This window comes from Pseudomonas sp. Pseu.R1 (genome assembly GCF_045764065.1).
GTDB lineage: Bacteria > Pseudomonadota > Gammaproteobacteria > Pseudomonadales > Pseudomonadaceae > Aquipseudomonas.
The window spans coordinates 371,981-389,742 of the sequence record NZ_JBJGEE020000001.1; the positions used below are offsets into that span (position 1 = coordinate 371,981).

Annotated in this window: 16 protein-coding genes; 1 reads left to right on the forward strand and 15 read right to left on the reverse strand. The window is 60.5% G+C overall.

What is annotated here, in order from left to right:
• Positions 1-3: 3 nt before the first annotated feature.
• From sctI to ACI5GA_RS01810, 4 genes are all read right to left on the reverse strand, one after another.
• Complete coding sequence (gene sctI, locus ACI5GA_RS01795; protein WP_421421386.1) at positions 4-378, reverse strand: type III secretion system inner rod subunit SctI; 375 nt, start codon at positions 376-378, stop codon at positions 4-6.
• A 39-nt stretch (positions 379-417) separates the two neighbouring features.
• On the reverse strand, positions 418-1,458 hold the full coding sequence (locus ACI5GA_RS01800; RefSeq protein ID WP_404631966.1) for a type III secretion protein HrpZ: 1,041 nt from the start codon (positions 1,456-1,458) through the stop codon (positions 418-420).
• Positions 1,459-1,511: 53 nt separating this feature from the next.
• Complete coding sequence (locus ACI5GA_RS01805; protein WP_404631968.1) at positions 1,512-1,847, reverse strand: hypothetical protein; 336 nt, start codon at positions 1,845-1,847, stop codon at positions 1,512-1,514.
• A gap of 374 nt (positions 1,848-2,221) precedes the next feature.
• Complete coding sequence (locus ACI5GA_RS01810; RefSeq protein WP_404631970.1) at positions 2,222-3,109, reverse strand: DMT family transporter; 888 nt, start codon at positions 3,107-3,109, stop codon at positions 2,222-2,224.
• 344 nt (positions 3,110-3,453) lie between these two features.
• Here ACI5GA_RS01810 and ACI5GA_RS01815 point away from each other — a divergent pair, with 344 nt between their 5' ends.
• Entirely contained in the window at positions 3,454-4,704 is a 1,251-nt protein-coding gene (locus ACI5GA_RS01815) for an OprD family porin (protein ID WP_421421387.1), read from the forward strand.
• Positions 4,705-4,858: 154 nt separating this feature from the next.
• On the opposite strand, the gene pcaC is transcribed toward ACI5GA_RS01815, so the two are convergent.
• The 11 genes from pcaC to ACI5GA_RS01870 form a co-directional block, all read right to left on the reverse strand.
• Positions 4,859-5,254, reverse strand: coding sequence for a 4-carboxymuconolactone decarboxylase (gene pcaC / locus ACI5GA_RS01820; protein WP_404631974.1), 396 nt, complete (start codon positions 5,252-5,254; stop codon positions 4,859-4,861).
• A gap of 8 nt (positions 5,255-5,262) precedes the next feature.
• Positions 5,263-6,627, reverse strand: a complete 1,365-nt coding sequence (locus ACI5GA_RS01825) for a 3-carboxy-cis,cis-muconate cycloisomerase (RefSeq protein ID WP_421421389.1) — start codon at positions 6,625-6,627, stop codon at positions 5,263-5,265.
• Positions 6,628-6,672: 45 nt separating this feature from the next.
• Positions 6,673-7,275, reverse strand: coding sequence for a protocatechuate 3,4-dioxygenase subunit alpha (pcaG, locus tag ACI5GA_RS01830; RefSeq protein WP_404631978.1), 603 nt, complete (start codon positions 7,273-7,275; stop codon positions 6,673-6,675).
• A gap of 11 nt (positions 7,276-7,286) precedes the next feature.
• Entirely contained in the window at positions 7,287-8,006 is a 720-nt protein-coding gene (gene pcaH / locus ACI5GA_RS01835; RefSeq protein ID WP_421421391.1) for a protocatechuate 3,4-dioxygenase subunit beta, read from the reverse strand.
• 120 nt (positions 8,007-8,126) lie between these two features.
• On the reverse strand, positions 8,127-9,056 hold the full coding sequence (gene pcaQ, locus ACI5GA_RS01840; protein WP_404631982.1) for a pca operon transcription factor PcaQ: 930 nt from the start codon (positions 9,054-9,056) through the stop codon (positions 8,127-8,129).
• A gap of 212 nt (positions 9,057-9,268) precedes the next feature.
• Positions 9,269-11,482: an ATP-binding protein gene (locus tag ACI5GA_RS01845; RefSeq protein ID WP_421421393.1), complete on the reverse strand. Its 2,214-nt coding sequence runs from the start codon at positions 11,480-11,482 to the stop codon at positions 9,269-9,271.
• A complete protein-coding gene (locus tag ACI5GA_RS01850) occupies positions 11,479-12,105 on the reverse strand; it encodes a biliverdin-producing heme oxygenase (RefSeq protein ID WP_404631986.1) in 627 nt (208 codons plus the stop codon). Before ACI5GA_RS01850 ends, ACI5GA_RS01845 begins: the two co-directional genes overlap by 4 nt.
• A 210-nt stretch (positions 12,106-12,315) precedes the next feature.
• Positions 12,316-13,941 (reverse strand): NADP-dependent glyceraldehyde-3-phosphate dehydrogenase, encoded by a 1,626-nt coding sequence (locus tag ACI5GA_RS01855; RefSeq protein ID WP_404631988.1) that lies wholly within the window; start codon positions 13,939-13,941, stop codon positions 12,316-12,318.
• A gap of 287 nt (positions 13,942-14,228) precedes the next feature.
• A complete protein-coding gene (locus tag ACI5GA_RS01860; protein WP_421421395.1) occupies positions 14,229-15,353 on the reverse strand; it encodes a diguanylate cyclase in 1,125 nt (374 codons plus the stop codon).
• 193 nt (positions 15,354-15,546) lie between these two features.
• Positions 15,547-16,458 carry a sigma 54-interacting transcriptional regulator gene (locus ACI5GA_RS01865; protein WP_421421397.1) on the reverse strand — a complete coding sequence of 304 codons (912 nt, stop codon included), beginning with the start codon at positions 16,456-16,458 and terminating at the stop codon, positions 15,547-15,549.
• Positions 16,459-16,545: 87 nt separating this feature from the next.
• The gene (locus ACI5GA_RS01870; protein ID WP_404631994.1) at positions 16,546-17,493 is read right to left on the reverse strand and encodes a sigma 54-interacting transcriptional regulator; all 948 of its coding nucleotides are present in this window, start codon (positions 17,491-17,493) and stop codon (positions 16,546-16,548) included.
• Positions 17,494-17,762 lie beyond the last annotated feature (269 nt).

The following is a 17,762-nucleotide window of genomic DNA, read 5'->3' on the forward strand; positions in this document are numbered from 1 at the left end:
CCTCTATTGCAGGTTGGTCAGCTTGTCGAACGCCTGAGCGCTCTTGTTGACGACTTTGGTGGTCAACGCCATTTGCAGCGAGTACTGGGACAGGGACCGGCTCATTTGCGCGATCTCCAGCGGGTCATCCGTGGTGGACGCCTTTTTCATCTTGCGCACCGCCTGCTGGGAAAGCTTGTCCATCCTGCCCAGCCGTTCGGACAGCGCGCTGGCGATCTGTTCGGACAACTGACTGGGTTGCAGCGCCGCGTCAGGACGCATCGCCGCATTGAACAGGTCGACATCCGCCTGCGAAGGCCCGCTGACCAGTCCCTGATCAAGCCGTGGCTCAAGATCGGGGGATGGCGATTTGAGTTGATTGATGTTGGAAACGGTCACGGGGATTCTCCGGCAGACGGTGTCGAAACGATTGACGAATCAGGCGAGGTTTTTGTCCGCGCCCAGGAGCGCCGAGACGATGGCATTGGCCGCTTGCCCCAGGCTGTTTTGCAGGTCGTGCTGGGCAAACAGCGGGTTGTGCCCGCCGATGTTGTTGCCGCCGTTCTGGCTGGCCTCCAGGCCTTTTTCGATCAGGCCGCCCAGCAACTGGCCCAGATCCTGGGTCACGCTATGGCCGGAATTGCCCGACTGAAACGCGTCACTGACCGGCGACCCCAGGCCACCGCCGACGTTGTTGCCATTGCCCGCGTTGGCATTCAGGCCTTGCTGCAACAGCCCGCTGAGCAGTTGACCGAGGTCCTGAGTGGGATTGCCGCTGAGTCCGCTCTGCCCGCCGGACGGATCGGCCGCCAGCGTGTTGCCCAACTGGCCACCGCCCTCGCCGATGCCGTTCTGCTGCTGTTCGAGTTGACCACCGAGCATGTCCAGAGCTGCACGGAAAGCGCTGGTCTCGCTCTTGTCGAGGTAGTTGTCCTCTTTCAGCTCGTTCTTCCAGGAGCCGGAGTCCGGCGCCGGAAACTTGCTCGGGTTCTGATCCATGAACTGCGCGACCTTGTCTAGCAGCGGCATGTCGTCCGAGGAAAACTTCGTTCCATCACCCTGCTTGCTGAGAAGGTCATCCAACGAAGCTTTACCCAGGCCATTGAGCACTTGGGACATCAGATCGGGTTTGCCTGCGCCGGTCCCCGAACCGCCACCCAGGCCGAAATCCGCGGCGGCACCGAAGTTGTCGCCCAGCTTGTCCTTGATCAATTCGCCCAAGGCGGCCTTGACCATGTCCGGCGAACCACCGCCGAGGGCGGCCAGCGGGTTCATTTTCTTCATCTGATCGCCCACCATCTTGCCCAGTGGGGAGTCTTGATCCAGATGGCCGTCCTTGGTCAGCGCATCGGCCAACTGGTTGATCACATCCTTCAACGACTGCTGCGGGCCTTGCTGACCACCGATCCCGCCGGTGGAAATCACCGTGCCGATGTGGGCGTTCTGCAGCGGGTTGATACTGGCATTGAGACTAAGCATGAAACCTCCAACGTCAGGTGGATGCCCCCGTTTTCAGGGGGCGCTCTGAATGATCAGTAGCTGATGCCCTTGGCGTTCTGTGCCTCGGCGCTGATCGCTTTGTTCGCGCTGTCTTCCTTGCCGGAACGGATGGCGCTGAGCACGTCGTTGGTCTGTTTGCGGATGTCGGCGTCGGTCTGCATCGCGATCAGGCGAGCCTGGCTGGCATCGGCCTTTTCGGTGGCCGCGCTTTGTGCGGCTTCGGCCTTGGAAGGGCCAGCGGCGTCGGTGATGTTGCTTTCCTGTTTGAAGTTGGAGACGGCGCTGGCGGCCTGCTGAGCGGCCTGGCCACCGCCGCTGATCAGGCTGTTTGCGAAGTTGCCAGCCATCGAGATTGGGTTAATTGCCATGTCGAATACTCCTGGGTCATCACCAGCGAAAGTGCTTGGTGTCGATGGGTGGTATCGAGCGCAGGATCGGTTCCGTGGGGAAGCGTAATTTTTCTGCCTCTGCGCTTCGTACGCAAAGACCTGAAAAAGACGAGGCGATGTGCACGGCCATGAGCCGTTTGTCAGCGGGCGTGGATGTTTCTGCCCTTCCGCTTTCGTCACCAGGGCGGCTCCCACGTTTTGTCGCCCGCCCCGGCACGTGAGTAAACAGCCAAACCTGTGGGAGCCGCCTTGGTGGCGAAAGCAGTCCGTCAGTCGACATCGCGAACGAGCGAGACGCCCTCAACGAATGCGCCTTCAACCATCGATCTCTCGCGGGGAAAGGACGTAACGGCCTAGCCGCCCGCCTTACGCTGCTGCCAGGCCGCGGCCAGCCCGCTCAGACAGATGATCGCAATGCCGGCCTGAGCCGTGAGTGACGGTGCGTGATTGAACACCACGTACCCCCACAATCCGGCGAACACAATCTGGCAGTACCCAAACGGCGCCAGCAACGCAGGGGCAGCGAAGCGAAACGCCTGAGTCAGCATCAAGTGCGCGACCATCCCGCACGTCCCCAGCGCGAGCATGAACGGGATATGAGTCCACGCCGGCGACTGCCAGAAGAACGGCACGATGGCGCTCATCAGCAGGCTGTTGAACAGCCCGGCGAAGAAGTTACTGGTGGTCGGGCTGTCGTGAGCGGCCACCAATCGGGTCAGCAGTTGATAACAGGCGAAACACAACGCCGAACCGAAGGGCAGCAGCACGGCGGGCGTGAACAGTTCGCCACCGGGGTGCACGATGACCATCACCCCGCCAAATCCCACCAACACCGCGATCCATTGCCCGCGGGAGACGTTCTCTTTGAGCAACGGCACCGACAACGCCGTCACCAGCAACGGCGCAAGAAAGTTGACCGCCGTGGCCTCGGCAATCGGGATGTACATCAGCCCGCTGGTGAACAGCAGACTGGTGCCCAACAGACAGGTTGCCCGCAACGCCTGTAGCCCCGGACGTTTGGTACGCAACACCCGCAACCCGGACGACGGCATGAAGATGCAGGCCATCAATCCGGTGTGCACTACATAGCGCACCCACACCACCATCATGATCGGGTAGATGCCGGAGAGGTATTTGGACAGGGTGTCGTGGCTGGAAAACAGAAACGTCGCCAGGACGATCAGTGCAATGCCCTTGAGCGGTTGGTTGACGCCGGAAAGCGGCGTGCTGGTGGTACTCATCAGCTGTCCTTTGGCCTTGCGTGAGTGCTTCGTCGTTCCGCTGCCTCTCCGGGCATTAGGGTAGACGCAGAAAGCATATAGAAGGCGTCGTCAGATGACCAAACATTCATGAAACATTCAGTTGTTTTTCTGAATCGCCGGTCAGCCGCCGTTTCGACGCTGTTCATCAGAGGAACACTCCACGCGGACAAGTGAAATACACGGACGATATTTTATGGACTAACTGGTTAGTTTGTGGGCGATTATCGCCCAAAAGCCGTTTTACCCGATTGATCCCTTGCTCACCCGCCTCGCACCATGGACTTCGGTTTCGCGCCACTCATAACTACAAAAAAGGTCTCAAGATGCACAAATCCCCTGTTTTCAGCGCTCTCTGCGTCGCCATCGCCACCAGCGCCCTGACCCCTTTTGCGGCCAATGCCGACGGGGTCGTCGACGACGCCAAGGTCAATCTCAACCTGCGCAATTTCTTCATCAACCGTAACTTCGTCGACCCGGCGCACGCCCAGGGACTCGCGCAGGAATGGACCCAGAACTTCATCCTCGATGCCCGCTCCGGCTACACGCCGGGCACCGTGGGTTTCGGTGTCGACGCGTTGGGGCTGTACTCGGTCAAGCTTGATGGTGGCAAAGGCTCGGGCGGTACGCAGTTGCTGCCGATCCACGATGATGGTCGTCCGGCGGATGATTTCGGTCGTCTTGCGCTGGCAGCCAAAGCGAAGGTGTCGAACACTGAAGTGAAGATCGGCGAATGGATGCCGGTCCTGCCGATTCTGCGCTCTGACGACGGCCGCTCCTTGCCCCAGACATTTCGCGGCGGGCAGATCACGTCGAAGGACATCAGCGGCGTGACGCTGTATGGCGGCCAATTCCGAGGTAACAGTCCGCGTAACGACGCCAGCATGGAAGACATGTCGCTGTTCGGCAAAGCGGCGTTCACCTCGGATCGCTTCAACTTCGGCGGCGCCGAGTACACCTTCAACGACAAACAGACCCAGATCGGCGTGTGGTACGCGCAACTGGAAGACATCTACCGGCAGAAGTATTTCAACCTGGTGCACAAACAGGGCGTGGGCGACTGGACCTTGGGCGCCAACCTCGGCTACTTCACCGGCAAGGAAGACGGCAGTGCGTTGGCGGGTGCTCTGGATAACCGCACCTGGTCTGCCCTGCTCTCGGCCCGTTACCAGTCGAGCACGTTCTACGTGGGCTTGCAGAAAATCAGCGGCGACAGCGCGTGGATGCGCGTCAATGGCACCAGCGGCGGCACCCTGGCCAACGACAGCTACAACTCAAGCTTCGAAAACGCCAAAGAGCGCTCGTGGCAAGTGCGTCATGACTTCGATTTCGCAGCGCTCGGCGTACCGGGCCTGACGCTGATGAACCGCTACATCAAGGGCGACAACGTGCACACCGGGACGATCACCGATGGCGAAGAATGGGCGCGGGAATCGGAACTGGCCTACGTGATTCAGGCGGGGAGATTCAAGAACCTGTCGGTGCGCTGGCGCAACTCGACCATGCGCCGGGACTTCAGCACCAACGCGTTCGATGAGAACCGGTTGATTGTCAGTTACCCGATTTCGATTCTGTAACGGCCCCTTCAGGCAACACCAATCCCCTGTGGGGGCGAGTTCATTCGCGAAAAAATCGTACAGACGATAGAGATACATCGGACGCAATGGCCCATCGTCGGATCGCCGCCCGGAACGAATTCGCTCCCACAGGGAAGACGGGGTTTGCAGGACGTTATTCCTGCAACGACTCAACCCCCAACTCGTTCCACACCTCCTCAGCCAGATGAAACGTCGCATTGGCCGCCGGAATCCCGCAGTAGATCGCGCTCTGCATCAGCACTTCCTTGATCTCGTCGCGGGTCACGCCGTTGCTCTTCGCCGCACGCAAGTGCAGCTTCAATTCGCCTTCGCGGTTCATACCGATCAGCATGGCGATGGTGATCAGGCTGCGGGTGTGGCGCGGCAAACCCGGACGGGTCCAGATGTCGCCCCAGGCGTGGCGGGTGATCATTTCCTGAAATTCGCCGTTGAACGGCGTGAGTTTTTCCAGGCTGCGATCGACGTGAGCATCGCCCAACACTTCGCGGCGCACTTTCATGCCCGCCTCGTAACGTTGTTTCTCGTCCATTTTTGGTCCTAACGAAGATTGAAAGCCTGATGGTCGGCCACGGCGCGTTTGACCCAACGCCGAGACTGCCCCAGATAGTGAGTGGGATCGAGCAGGCTATCCAGCGCGGAGGCCGACAACTGCGCCGTGATCTCGGGCTCGGCGCCGAGCACTTCACGCAGGTGCTTGCCCTGCTCTACCGCGCGACGGCAGCACTGCTCGATCACATGATGCGCCTTGTCGCGACCGATGCGTTGCGCCAGGGCGATGCTGACGGCTTCGGCCAGTACCAGCCCTTGCGTCAGGTCCAGATTGCGCAGCATGCGCGCGGCGTCCACCTCGAGGCCAGGCGTCACTGCCAACGCCTGCTGCAACGAACCTGACACCAGGCAGCACAACTCGGGCAGGGTTTCCCATTCGGCATGCCACAGCCCGAGGCTGCGTTCATGCTCCTGAGGCATGGCGCTGAACATCGTCGCCACCAGCCCCGGTGCGCGAGTGGCCGCTGCGATCATCACTGCGGCACCCACCGGGTTGCGTTTGTGCGGCATGGTCGATGAACCGCCCTTGCCCGCCGCTGCCGGTTCGAACACCTCCCCGGCTTCGGTCTGCATCAGCAAGCTGATGTCGCGCCCCATCTTGCCCAGGCTTCCGGCGATCAACCCCAACAGGCTGGCGAACTCCACCAGACGGTCGCGCTGAGTGTGCCAAGGCTGGTCCGGCAGATTGAGTTTCAGCTCTTTGGCCAGCGCCTCGGCAATCGGAAACGCCATCTCGCCCAATGCCGCCAGACTGCCCGAGGCACCGCCGAATTGCAGGCACAACACGCGCGGTCGCAGCTCCTTGAGGCGTTGGCGATGGCGCGTGATCGCCCCCAGCCAACCGGCGATTTTCGCGCCGAGGGTCACAGGCGTCGCCTGTTGCAGCCAGGTGCGCCCGGCCATGGCCACGCCCGCGTGCCGCTGAGCCTGTTGCGCCAGTGCTTCGGCCAGATGGCCCAGATCCTGCTCCAACAGGTTTATGGCCTCGCGCAGTTGCAACACCAGGCCGCTGTCCATCACGTCCTGGCTGGTCGCCCCCAAGTGCACATAGCGCTCGGCGGCCTCGTTGCGCGACGCGATCTGTCTGCCCAGTGCCTTGACCAGTGGAATCGCCGAGTTGCCTGCATTGCCAATGGCGATGGCCAGCGCATCGAAGTCATACAGCGAGGCATCGCAGGCGGCGCCGATGTCCTGCACCACCTCCGGAGGAATCGCGCCAATGGCGGCTTCGGCCCGGGCCAGTGCGGCCTCGAAATCCAGCATGCCTTGCACACGACCGTGATCGGAAAAGACCTCGGCCATGGCCTGCTGGGTGAAGTAACGGTCGAAAAGTTGGTGTGTGGGTCTGCTCAACGTACTGCTCCTGACGGCTCGTCCATAGCGTAGGTCCCGCCGTGGTCAGAAGTCGAAGAACACGGTTTCATCTTCGCCCTGCACACGGATGTCAAAACGATAGGCCACTTTGCCGTCGACGGTGCAGCGTTTGGCCACCAGTGTCTGGCGCCGGGCGGGTTGCTCGATGAGATTGAGCACCGGGTCCACCGCGTTGCTCTGTGCTTCGTCATCGAAATACAGGCGGGTCTGCAGGTGAATGTTGATGCCCCGGGCGAACAGCGAGACGTTGACGTGAGGCGCCATGGGCACCCCGGCCGCGTTGCGCACCACGCCAGGTTTGATGGTTTTGACCACCCACTCGCCTTCGTCGGCAGTGGCCGTGCGGCCGAAGCTGTTGAAGGGTTTGCTCAGGTCGTAATCGGTCTCGTACTGGCCGTCGGCGTTGGCTTGCCACAGCTCCAGAAACGAGTCGCGAATCAGGTGACCGTTGCCGTCATAAACGTGCCCCAGCAGCAGAATGTGCTCGCCAGGCGCACCGGGCCTGGCCATTTCGTTCCAGATTTCCTGTTCGCGAGCCGGGTTGCCCGCGGCCTCCAGCGCCAGGCCGATATGCACGTAAGGGCCAGCGGTCTGGGAAGGGGTTTCCGGCAAAATGTGAACGGGCATGATCAACCTCCTCAGACGTTTTCGAAGTGAGTCTTGCGCTGACCGCGCAGCACGATGTCAAAGCGATAAGCCAGGCAATCCATCGGATTGGCCATGCTCATGTCGAGCCTGGCGATCAGGCTCTGCACCGCTTGCGGGTCGGCAATCGACTTGACGATGGGGCACATCGGGATCAGCGGGTCGCCTTCGAAATACAGTTGGGTGATCAGCTTGGTCGAGATCGACGGACCGCTGATGGAGAAGTGAATGTGCGCAGGGCGCCAATCGTTGGGGCCGTTGCGCCATGGATAAGGGCCGGGTTTGACAGTGCGGAAGATGTAGTTGCCGTCACGATCGGTCAGGCAACGGCCCACGCCCCCGAAATTGGGGTCCAGCGGTGCGAGGTAGGCGTCTTTTTTGTGGCGGTAGCGACCACCGGCGTTGGCCTGCCACATCTCCACGAGGGTGTGGGGTACTGGCTTGCCGTACTGATCGATCACCCGGCCAGCGACGATGATACGCTCACCAATGGGCAGGCCACCGTTGTTGAAATTGAGCAGCAAATCGGCGTCATGACGACCGAATTGCAGGTGAGTGAAATCCGGCCCCGTGGTTTCGGACACCGATTGCGGAATGCTCACCAGGGCCTGACGCGGCGAGCGCAGGATCGAGGTCTTGTAATCAGGGGTCAGGGCTTTGGGGTGCCAATTGCGGTCGCGAATGGCGAAACGGCTGTCGTGGGCGTCGGACATGCCAGGCTCCTTTGTAGTTGTTGGAGGTTGGCAGTGTCCCGCTTAGCCGCCTTCGGCAAAATTGAAAAGAACGCCGTCATCCATAACCGTTTGGTTATGGATGACGGCTATGGATACCGGCTACGGAAAGCGCTCTTCACGGTAAGCCTGCCCCACTTCGCGCAACACCTCGGCACAACCCTGAGCGGCAATCGACAACGGCAACGCCGGATTGCTGCACAGTCCCACCGAGCCGCCCGGTTCGCGAATCCCCAGTTCCAGCTCAACCAGTTCACCCCGATTCAAGTCCTGGCGCACCGCATCGAACGGCGCGATCCACACCGCATCGCTGCATTGCACGTAACGACGGCTCAAGGTCAGAGACAGGGTTTCCAGTCGTTGCCGGGGCGCACGGATGCCGTGCTGGACGAACAGGCTGTCGGCGAACTTGCGAATGGTGGTGCCCGCCAGTGGCAACACCAGTGGAAAGTCTTCCAGCGAACCTTGGGTGTCGGTGCTGGACAACAGCGGATGGCCGTCGCGCACCACCAGCGTCATGGATTCGCTGTACAGGTGCTCGAAGCTCAGGCCGAGGATTTGCGGGCTGTCGGTCATGCGCCCGACAACCAGATCCAGCTCACCCAAGCGCAGTTGCGACAGCAAATAGGCGCTGGGGCCTGTCGCGACACTGACCACCAACGCCGGGTGACGGGCATGCAGGCGGCAGATCACCTCAGGCACCAGCAGGCTTTCAACCGTCGACAAAACGCCCAGCCGCACAGTGAGCGGTTCGTGCTCGCCAGATCGCAGGCTGTTCACCCCTTCGCGCAGCGCCTGCACACAAGGCCCTGCATAGCGCATGAACGCCACACCGGCTTCGGTCAATGCAGCGCCGCTCTTGCTGCGCAGAAACAGACTGGCCGACAACAGACCCTCCAGCTCCTTGAGGGTCTTGGACAGCGCAGGCTGGCTGATCGCGAGCTTGTCGGCAGCCTTGGCCAGACTGCCCTGACGCGCCACTTCGAGAAAGCACACCAGATGGCGGAATTTGATGCGGGTGTCGATGTTCACGTTAAAACGACCTTGTTCTTTGCAACGGTGCGCAGCCTATACCTCGCGGTGAATGAACCGCCGTATTCGCCACCAAGGCGGCTCCCACAGATTTAGCGTCAAACACCCGATCTGGATTCGGCTCAAGACTTGTGGGAGCCGGCGTGCTGGCCAAAGCGAGGGAGCGAAGACATCGTCAGCGACTGACGTACTGCATTCACCCCATTCAATGATTACAGGGTCGCCAACGGCAACGTGAAACGAAACACGCTGCCCACCCCCAGCTCACTGGTGGCGGTCAATTCACCGCCGTGGGCCTTCACGATGCCTTGCGAGATGTACAGACCCAACCCGGTGCCACTCGGGTTGCCCTCACGAATCCGCCAATAGCGTTCAAACACATGGGGCAGTTGATCCGCTGCGATGCCCGGCCCGGAATCGACGATATTGACGGCCACGAAATGCCCCTCCACCGTCGCCGTGACGCTGATCTTGCCTTCCTTGGGCGTGAATTTGATCGCGTTGCCCACCAGGTTGGACAGCACCTGAAACATCCGCTCAGGATCGGCCAGGATCTTCAGGTCCGGCTCTCCGGTGAACGACAGGTCGATGAACTTGTTCAGCGCCAACGGTGTAAGCAGTGTCCAGGCATCTTCGAAGAACTGGCTCAGTTCCAGCGTCTGGGCGTCGATGAGGTAACGCCCGGCTTCGATCTTCGAGGTGTCCAGCAAGTCTTCCAATAGCGTGGTCATGCGTGCCGTCGCCCGCTGGAGCGTGTCGATGGCCGAATTCAGGCGTTTGGACGCGGGGCTGACATCGGCCGCGATCACCCGTTGCATCATGCCGCACTGCATGCTGATCACCGTCAGCGGGCTGCGCAGGTCGTGGGACACCACGGCCACCAGTTCGTCCCGGGCGCGCACGGCGTCCTGCTCGCGCAGCACTTGCCGTGCAAGGTCAGACTCCAACGCTGAACGCCGCAAGTCGGTGGCCGCATACACATCGCCCACCGTCCACAGGCGCGAGATGCCGTCGACCTCCTGCTTCCAGGCTTCGAACGACTCACGTGGCTGCAAGCGGTCGGCAACGATCACTTTCGATGCGTCGGGGTTGCCGCTCCACTGCACGGTTTCCTTGATCTCGGAACGAAACCACATGACCGCGTTGTCGACCGGCTTGGGCAAGGTAAATGCCAGCAGTCCACTGGCGAACCGGCGATACCCCTGCGCCTCGGGGAACACTGCACTGAGGCTCGGCGTTTCGAAAACCGCGGTGGGTTGCGCCTTGAGCCACTGATGCAGCGATTTGACCTGGTCCGCCGCCGGGCACTGGCCGAACAGATGAACAGCATCGTCAATCACCACTGCGGCGCCTGTGGCACCGGTCAGATCCATCAGGTCGCGAGAGCGTTCGACCAGACCGTGATAGACGTCCCCACAGGCAGCCGCCATCGACTCGGCCAGAGACACCAGCAACCCGTCCTTGGCCCTGCGCTCACGTTGCGCTGCCAGATCCTCCAACGCGCCGATCTGCATCGACAGCACCTGGCCGATGGTCTGGCAGGCAGCGCGCAACGCGTGTGGCACTTGCAGGGGCTGGCGGTTGCCGCAACTGATCAGGCCCCACAGACGATCGTCCTTGAGCAGCGAAATGCTCATCGATGAACGCACGCCCATGTTCTGCATGTAGTGGCAATGAATCGGCGAGACGCTGCGCAGCACTGCATGACTCATGTCCAGCGGCTGACCAGTGTCCGGACGCAGCGCGGGCACCAGCGGCACCGGCACGTAGGTGGCGTCGGGAATGATCCGCAGCCAGTTCAGGCGGTACAACTCCCGCGCCTGCTCGGGAATGTCACTGGCCGGAAAAAACAGCCCCTGGTAGGTGTCCAGCTCAGGGGTGGCGGCTTCGGCGATCACCTGGCCGTGGCCCTGCTCCTGAAAACGGTAGATCAGCACCCGGTCATAGCCGGTCAGCGCGCGAATTTCGTTGACGCTGATCTCGTACAAGTCAGCCAGGCTTTTTGCCGACTGCAGGCGGCGTAACGTGCGCGTCAGGTGTTGATCGGCAGATGTGCCGCTCTCCGAAGTGGCCACCGCTTCCAGTTCGATAAACAGCACCCCGTCATGCCGGTGCAGCGAAGCGTCAAACGCAACGGCATTCACCTGCACGGCAAACGGATTAAGGTCGTCCAGCGAATCGTTCGAAAGCGCGCCTTGCAAGCGCTGCGTCGTAGCCTCGCCCAGCCAGTGGGACAACGGCTGCCCCTGCTCCGCAGCCACACCCAGCACGTCAGGGGCATTGGCACTGGCCTGCTGAACGGTCCATGACCGCTCATCGATGGTCAACATCACGCCATGGGGCTGAATAGCACCGGGAATGCGGATCGGCTCGTCAGCGCACCGCTGGAGCAAGGCATTGAGGTTTGGCTCGAGTTCAGACGTCATCGCAACACTCCCGCACGGTCCAGCCATTGCTCGAAGCAGTAAAACGTCGCGCACGCGGCGTCCACGACCTGCGGGTTGGCGTCAGGGTGATCGAACTCAGCCAGTCGTGCGAGAAACGCCTTCCACAACCGCCCGGTGTCGCGGCCATACACATCGAGAAATTCACCGCCATTGTTGGCATCGATGCCCAACCGCGCGCCGATGATCCGCCGCAGCACCTGGCCGCCCAGCGTGGCGCCTTCCATCACGTACTGAATACCGAGCAACTGTGCTTGGCTACCGAGTGACGGCAGTTCATCGCACAACGGCAGCGCTGCGATATCGGCGTTGCTGAACCCCAGAGCACGCAGATCCTTGATCAACGCCGGGATTTTTTGCCGTTCGGAATCGACGGCGTCAGCATCGAGGAAAGCATCGATCTGCCGTTGCAGCGGTGCGTGAAAACCATAATAGGCGGCGATGACACGTGTGTAGGCGCGGGTATCGAGATCGGGATGCGTCAATGGCAAGCGTGCTTCCAGCGCTTTATGTTGCACCGCGGTCGCGATGCGCAGTTGCTGCAAGAGGCTAGCAGGCGGCGCGCAGGCAGAGGGAATAGAGAATTCGGAGATGGCGTCGACCAAGGGCGGTGGCGTCCTGGCTGGAAGGAAGGGAAACGTTCAAGTACACAGACATCCGCAGATTCAGCTCGTGCAACGCAAATGACTACCGCGCACACTAATGGACGCGGCCGTTCGGTGTAAATACGCCTGCGATCAGCTGTAGGCGCATGCGCGGTCGTGATCGGTTGCGCAGCGGCACACAACCGACCATCGTGATTGCGCTGACCTCAGTCAGAAAATGTAGTCAGTGGTCAGGAAGCTCGACTCGCGATTGTGAATGATGTCGCTGATCAGCGCCTTGTTGTTCTCCTGGAATTTGGTCGCGACCAATGTTCGGATCGAGAACACCCGCAAGGCGTCGTGCACCGACAACGTCCCTTCGGCCGAGTTCTTGCGCCCGTTGAACGGGAAGCTGTCCGGGCCGCGCTGGCACTGAGCGTTGATGTTGATCCGTCCGACCTGGTTGGCGAACGCGTCCACCAGCCGTCCGACCTGTTTGGAATCGTTGCCGAAAATGCTCAACTGCTGGCCGAAATCCGAATCCAGCACGTATTCGATCACGTCTTCCAGATCACGATAAGCCACCACCGGCACCACCGGGCCGAACTGCTCTTCGTGGTACACGCGCATGTCCGGGGTCACCGGGTACAGCACCGCCGGGTAGAAAAACTGCTGATGGGTGGCGCCACCGCCTTCGTTCACCACTTTGGCGCCTTTACTCACCGCGTCGTCCACCAGCCCTTGCAGGTAATCGGTCTTGCCCGGTTCCGGCAACGGCGTCAGCGACACACCCGCCTCCCACGGCATCCCCGGCTTGAGCTGGGCGAGTTTTTCCTCGAATTTCTCCAGGAAGCTGCCCACCACGTTTTCGTGCACGAACAGAATCTTCAGCGCCGTGCAGCGCTGACCGTTGAACGACAGCGAGCCGGTGATGGCCTCGGACACTGCGTTGTCCAGGTTGACATCGGGCAGCACGATACCCGGGTTCTTCGCATCCAGCCCCAGCGCTGCGCGCAGACGGTGCGGTTTGGGGTGAAGTTTTTTCAGGGCGCTGGCAGCCTTGTTGGTGCCAATGAACGCGAACACGTCGATCTTGCCGCTGGCCATCAGCGCACTGACCGTCTCGCGGCCGCTGCCGTAAATCACGTTGATCACGCCTGCCGGGAAGCTGTCGCGGAAGGCTTCGAGCAACGGGCGAATCAGCAGCACGCCGAATTTCGCCGGTTTGAAGACCACGGTGTTGCCCATGATCAGCGCCGGGATCAGTGTGGTGAAGGTTTCGTTCAGCGGGTAGTTGTAAGGCCCCATGCACAAGGTCACGCCCAGGGGTACGCGGCGGATCTGACCCAGCGTGTCCTGCTCCAGTTCGAAACGGCTGGAGCGGCGATCCAGTTCCTTCAGCGCATTGATGGTGTCGACGATGTAGTCGCAGGTGCGGTCGAACTCTTTCTGCGAGTCCTTGAGGTTCTTGCCGATTTCCCACATCAGCAGCGTGACCACGGCTTCACGCTGTTCACGCATCTTCTTGAGGAAGGTTTCGACGTGGCGGATGCGGTCCACGACGCGCATCGTCGGCCAGGTGCCCTGACCTCGGTCGTAGGCTTTGACTGCCGCGTCCAGCGCGGTCATTGCCGTGTCCGCGTCCATCAGTGGCGTGCTGCCCAGCACTACGGATTCCAGCCCCGCATCGGTTTTGAGCGACACCGGACTGAGCACTGGCGCCAGTGGTCCATGCCACTGACGCAGCTCACCATTGACCAGATACTCACGCTGCTCGATCGCAGGCCCTGCACGGAACTGCTCAGGGATGTCTTCGGCGCGCGGATACAGGTTGTCCAGGCGGTTTTGCAGGGTCATTTCTCGTTACCTCTTCCAGTCGGCAATGGTGCGAACGACACTACGCCACAGCCAGCGCGGAATGAAAAGACTTGTGGCACATGTCACCGCCCCGTGACAGAGCGCCATTTCTGCTTTCGCTTTCTGCTTTTGCTCCCGCTTTTGCCGTTGCTCTTCATACGCAATAGCCCAGACACCGCCGACCGCGACTTGCGTTCAGCCTGCACCCAAATCGCGTTCGGCGGTGTCTGGACGTTTTGTGTCTGAAGAGCAAAAGCGAGAGCAGTGCTGAGCGCGTTTCGGTTCGCTCAGGCCACTGCTGTCTGATTACGCCCTTGCGCCTTGGCACGGAACAGCGCTTTGTCGGCGTTGTTGAGCAAGGCCTGGAACGCCTGATCGTGTGCCGTCATGGTCGCCACACCCAGACTCGCCGTGATGACTTCGCCGTGTTCGCAGGTCAATCGGGTGATGGCATCACGCAGTTGCTCGGCGCGGGTCTGCGCCACATCGATGGTCGCGTTGGTCAACAGCAACCCGAACTCTTCTCCGCCCAACCGACCACAGATGTCGGCATCACGGATCGAATCGCAGATAACCGCGCCAATCTGCCGCAACACTTGGTCCCCGGCCTGATGGCCATAAGAATCGTTGATTCGCTTGAAGTGATCGATGTCCAGCATCAACACGCTCAGCGGCAGGCGATTGCGCTTGCAGTGGTCGAACGTTTGCTCGGCCTGCCGGAAAAACGCGCGACGGTTCTTCAACCCCGTCAATTCATCGGTTTGCGCCGCGTGGTTGGCGATACGATGGGCGTACTCCATCTCTCGCTTCATGTAGAACGCCTTTTCCATGGCTTCGGACAACTTGCGCGTGGCGCTGATGACGAAGGAGGCGAACACCAGGGACGCCACCGCCATGCCGATCTGCGTGCCACCGGGCTGTAACAGCAACCACAACGTGCAGGGCAGCAACACCAGGCCTATGGAAACGATGGTCATGGAGCGATAAGCGGAATAACAGGACACCGCACTCACCGACATCCCCACGGCGAACAACAACACCAGCGTTTGCGTCAGCACGTCATCCGGCCCCACCAGGGCCAGCGCGCCGCCGCCCCAGATCCCGGCTGACAAAACCAGGGTCAGCCAGTATTTCAGTTCCCAGCGCTCAGGCGTGCGCAAGTCCGCCGGGCTGCGAAACCAGGAGGACAGCAACAATACGCGCAGCAAGGTAGAGGCGCTCAACAGGGCCAGCCAGGTGGTGACCACGTCGTGGTCCACGCGTGCCCAGCACAGCCAGCTCAGCATCACAGCGCCAAGAAAACTGCCGGTCACCGAGAACACGCTTTGTCGAAACAGCAGGTGCAGACAATCCGTTCGCACCTGGGCCCGAATCAGGACATCGCGCTCGTGCTGAAACTCAAGGAGATACATCGAATACGCCTATCCATACCCCGGTGATGGGGTCGATTGTGGCACCCTGCTATGACGCTATACAACACGCGCGATGACAAACCGGTCAGAATTGAGCATCCGCAGGACAAAAGAAGCCCGGACTCCCCGCAAAAGCGCCAGCCAGTGCCCTCATCTCCTCAAATGGAGCCACCCAAACGGCAGCATTCACGGCTTAAACGTCCAGCTCTTTCATCCGGTGATAGAGCGTGCGGCGAGGAATGTTCAGCTCTTGGCTCACGGCGTCAATGCTGTTGTTGTGACGTTTGAGTGAGGCCTGTATCAATACCTTCTCGATGACCCGTAATTGCGATTTCAATCCCGTCGAGGAGTCACGCTCTTCATCCGTACCGTTGCCCAACAGCGGTACACCCAGCACGAAGCGTTTGGCCGCCGACTTCAGCTCACGGATATTGCCGGGCCAGTCGTGATTCAGCAGCACGTGGCGCAGCACGCAGCCAATATCCGGCAGGGCGAGGCCCGCATCTCGCGCCGAGGCCAGAGCAAAACGGCGAAACAGCGGGAGTATCCGTTCCCGTCGGGCACGCAAGGGCGGCAATTTGAGGGTCAGCACGTTGAGCCGGAAGTAGAGATCGCGGCGAAAGCGCCCCTGCTCCACCAGTTCATCCAGCGAATGCTGCGCCGAAGCAATCACGCACACATCCAGCGCAATCGAGGCGGTTGACCCCAGCCGTTCGACCGCACGGGTCTCCAGCACGCGCAACAACTTCGCTTGCAGGCTCAGCGGCATGCTGTCGATTTCGTCCAGATACAAAGTGCCACCCTGCGCGGCCTCGATGTAACCGACCCGGGAGCGATCGGCGCCGGTGTACGCGCCGCTGACCACGCCGAACAGTTCGCTTTCGGCCAGCGATTCCGGAATCGCCGCGCAGTTCATGGCCACCAGCCTTCCCTTGCGCCCGGACAATTCATGTATGCGCTGTGCGACGGTGTCCTTGCCGGTGCCGGTCTCGCCCGACAGCAGCACGTCGATCCCCAGTTGCGAAATACTCTGGGCCACGACCGTCAGGTTGGGCACATGACGGTCGTCTTCCAGTTGTTCATCGAAAAAATCGTACACACTCATCCACGACCTCGGGCAGTTAACGCGCCTGCGGCCAAGACGACGCCGCAGACCTTCCACACAATTGGCGAGACAACAGGTATTCGGGTGTTACGAAAACAGCGGATCCGGGGTGCTCAAACAGGCCAGCCCAAGTTCTTTCATCCGGTGATACAAGGTACGGCGCGGGATTTCGAGCTCTTGCAGCACGGCATCCAGGCGGTGTTTGTGGCGCTTGAGGGCATCCTCGATGAGCATTTTCTCGATGACCCGCAATTGCGTTTTAAGCCCTGTTTCGGGGTCGCGATCCGGCTCGATGTCCGCGCCCAACAGAGGAAATCCGAGCACGAAACGCTTGGCGGCCGACTTCAGCTCGCGGATGTTGCCGGGCCAGGCGTGGCTGAGCAGCACTTGCACCAGGCCATTGCTCAGCACAGGCACTGCGCGATTGAAGTCCGCGGCGATGGCCTGGGTGAACTGGTCGAACAACGGCAGGATCTGTTCGCGACGGCTGCGCAGCGCTGGCATCTGAATGGTCAGCACATTGAGTCGAAAAAACAGGTCGCGACGAAACAGCCCTTGTTCCACGAGTTCATCCAGCGGTCGCTGGGACGAAGCAATCACCCGCAAATCCACGGGAATGAACGCGGTGGAGCCTAAACGCTCAATGCCCCGGGTCTCCAGAATGCGCAGCAGCTTGGCCTGTAGGCTCAGGGGCATGCTGTCGATTTCATCCAGGTACAGCGTGCCGCCGCTGGACGCCTCGATGTAGCCTTCGCGGGCGCGGTTGACCCCCGTGTACGCCCCGTTGACCACACCGAACAGTTGGCTTTCCGCCAGGGATTCGGGAATGGCGGCGCAGTTCATGCCTATAAAGGAACCTGTCCGACCGGACAACTCATGAATGCATTTGGCCAGCGTGTCCTTGCCAGTTCCGGTCTCCCCGCACAGCAACAGATCCATGCTCAGATTCGCGGTATTCAATGCAATCTGATGAATATCCAGCGATGCATTTGCCCCTAATGACGCCCAGCCGCTTACATCGATTTCTTCCTTCATCGATACCTCTCAAAGTGGGTGCAAGCGATTTATTAGTATCACGCAATACAGAGGCAGCACTATTTAATTTTAGTTCCCGCACTTGGTGAGAACCTGTTCACATCGCTACATATGATATCAATATGATTTCATATGACAGCGCCCAATTACTTGCACTCAAACATTCAAACGATTATTTAAATTTACGACTTGCTTGCGCAGCGTCGATGTTTTATTAACACCACGCCAAGCCGGAACCGTTCTCATCCAGCATCACACAACCTTAACAA

Excerpts from the sequence above, each read along its gene's own strand:
- ACI5GA_RS01800 (WP_404631966.1), bottom strand. The coding sequence starts at position 1,458 with ATGCTTAGTCTCAATGCCAGTATCAACCCGCTGCAGAACGCCCACATC.
- ACI5GA_RS01805 (WP_404631968.1), bottom strand. The coding sequence starts at position 1,847 with ATGGCAATTAACCCAATCTCGATGGCTGGCAACTTCGCAAACAGCCTG.
- ACI5GA_RS01810 (WP_404631970.1), bottom strand. The coding sequence starts at position 3,109 with ATGAGTACCACCAGCACGCCGCTTTCCGGCGTCAACCAACCGCTCAAG.
- ACI5GA_RS01815 (WP_421421387.1), top strand. The coding sequence starts at position 3,454 with ATGCACAAATCCCCTGTTTTCAGCGCTCTCTGCGTCGCCATCGCCACC.
- pcaC (WP_404631974.1), bottom strand. The coding sequence starts at position 5,254 with ATGGACGAGAAACAACGTTACGAGGCGGGCATGAAAGTGCGCCGCGAA.
- pcaG (WP_404631978.1), bottom strand. The coding sequence starts at position 7,275 with ATGCCCGTTCACATTTTGCCGGAAACCCCTTCCCAGACCGCTGGCCCT.
- pcaH (WP_421421391.1), bottom strand. The coding sequence starts at position 8,006 with ATGTCCGACGCCCACGACAGCCGTTTCGCCATTCGCGACCGCAATTGG.
- ACI5GA_RS01845 (WP_421421393.1), bottom strand. The coding sequence starts at position 11,482 with ATGACGTCTGAACTCGAGCCAAACCTCAATGCCTTGCTCCAGCGGTGC.
- ACI5GA_RS01855 (WP_404631988.1), bottom strand. The coding sequence starts at position 13,941 with ATGACCCTGCAAAACCGCCTGGACAACCTGTATCCGCGCGCCGAAGAC.
- ACI5GA_RS01860 (WP_421421395.1), bottom strand. The coding sequence starts at position 15,353 with ATGTATCTCCTTGAGTTTCAGCACGAGCGCGATGTCCTGATTCGGGCC.
- ACI5GA_RS01865 (WP_421421397.1), bottom strand. The coding sequence starts at position 16,458 with ATGAGTGTGTACGATTTTTTCGATGAACAACTGGAAGACGACCGTCAT.
- ACI5GA_RS01870 (WP_404631994.1), bottom strand. The coding sequence starts at position 17,493 with ATGAAGGAAGAAATCGATGTAAGCGGCTGGGCGTCATTAGGGGCAAAT.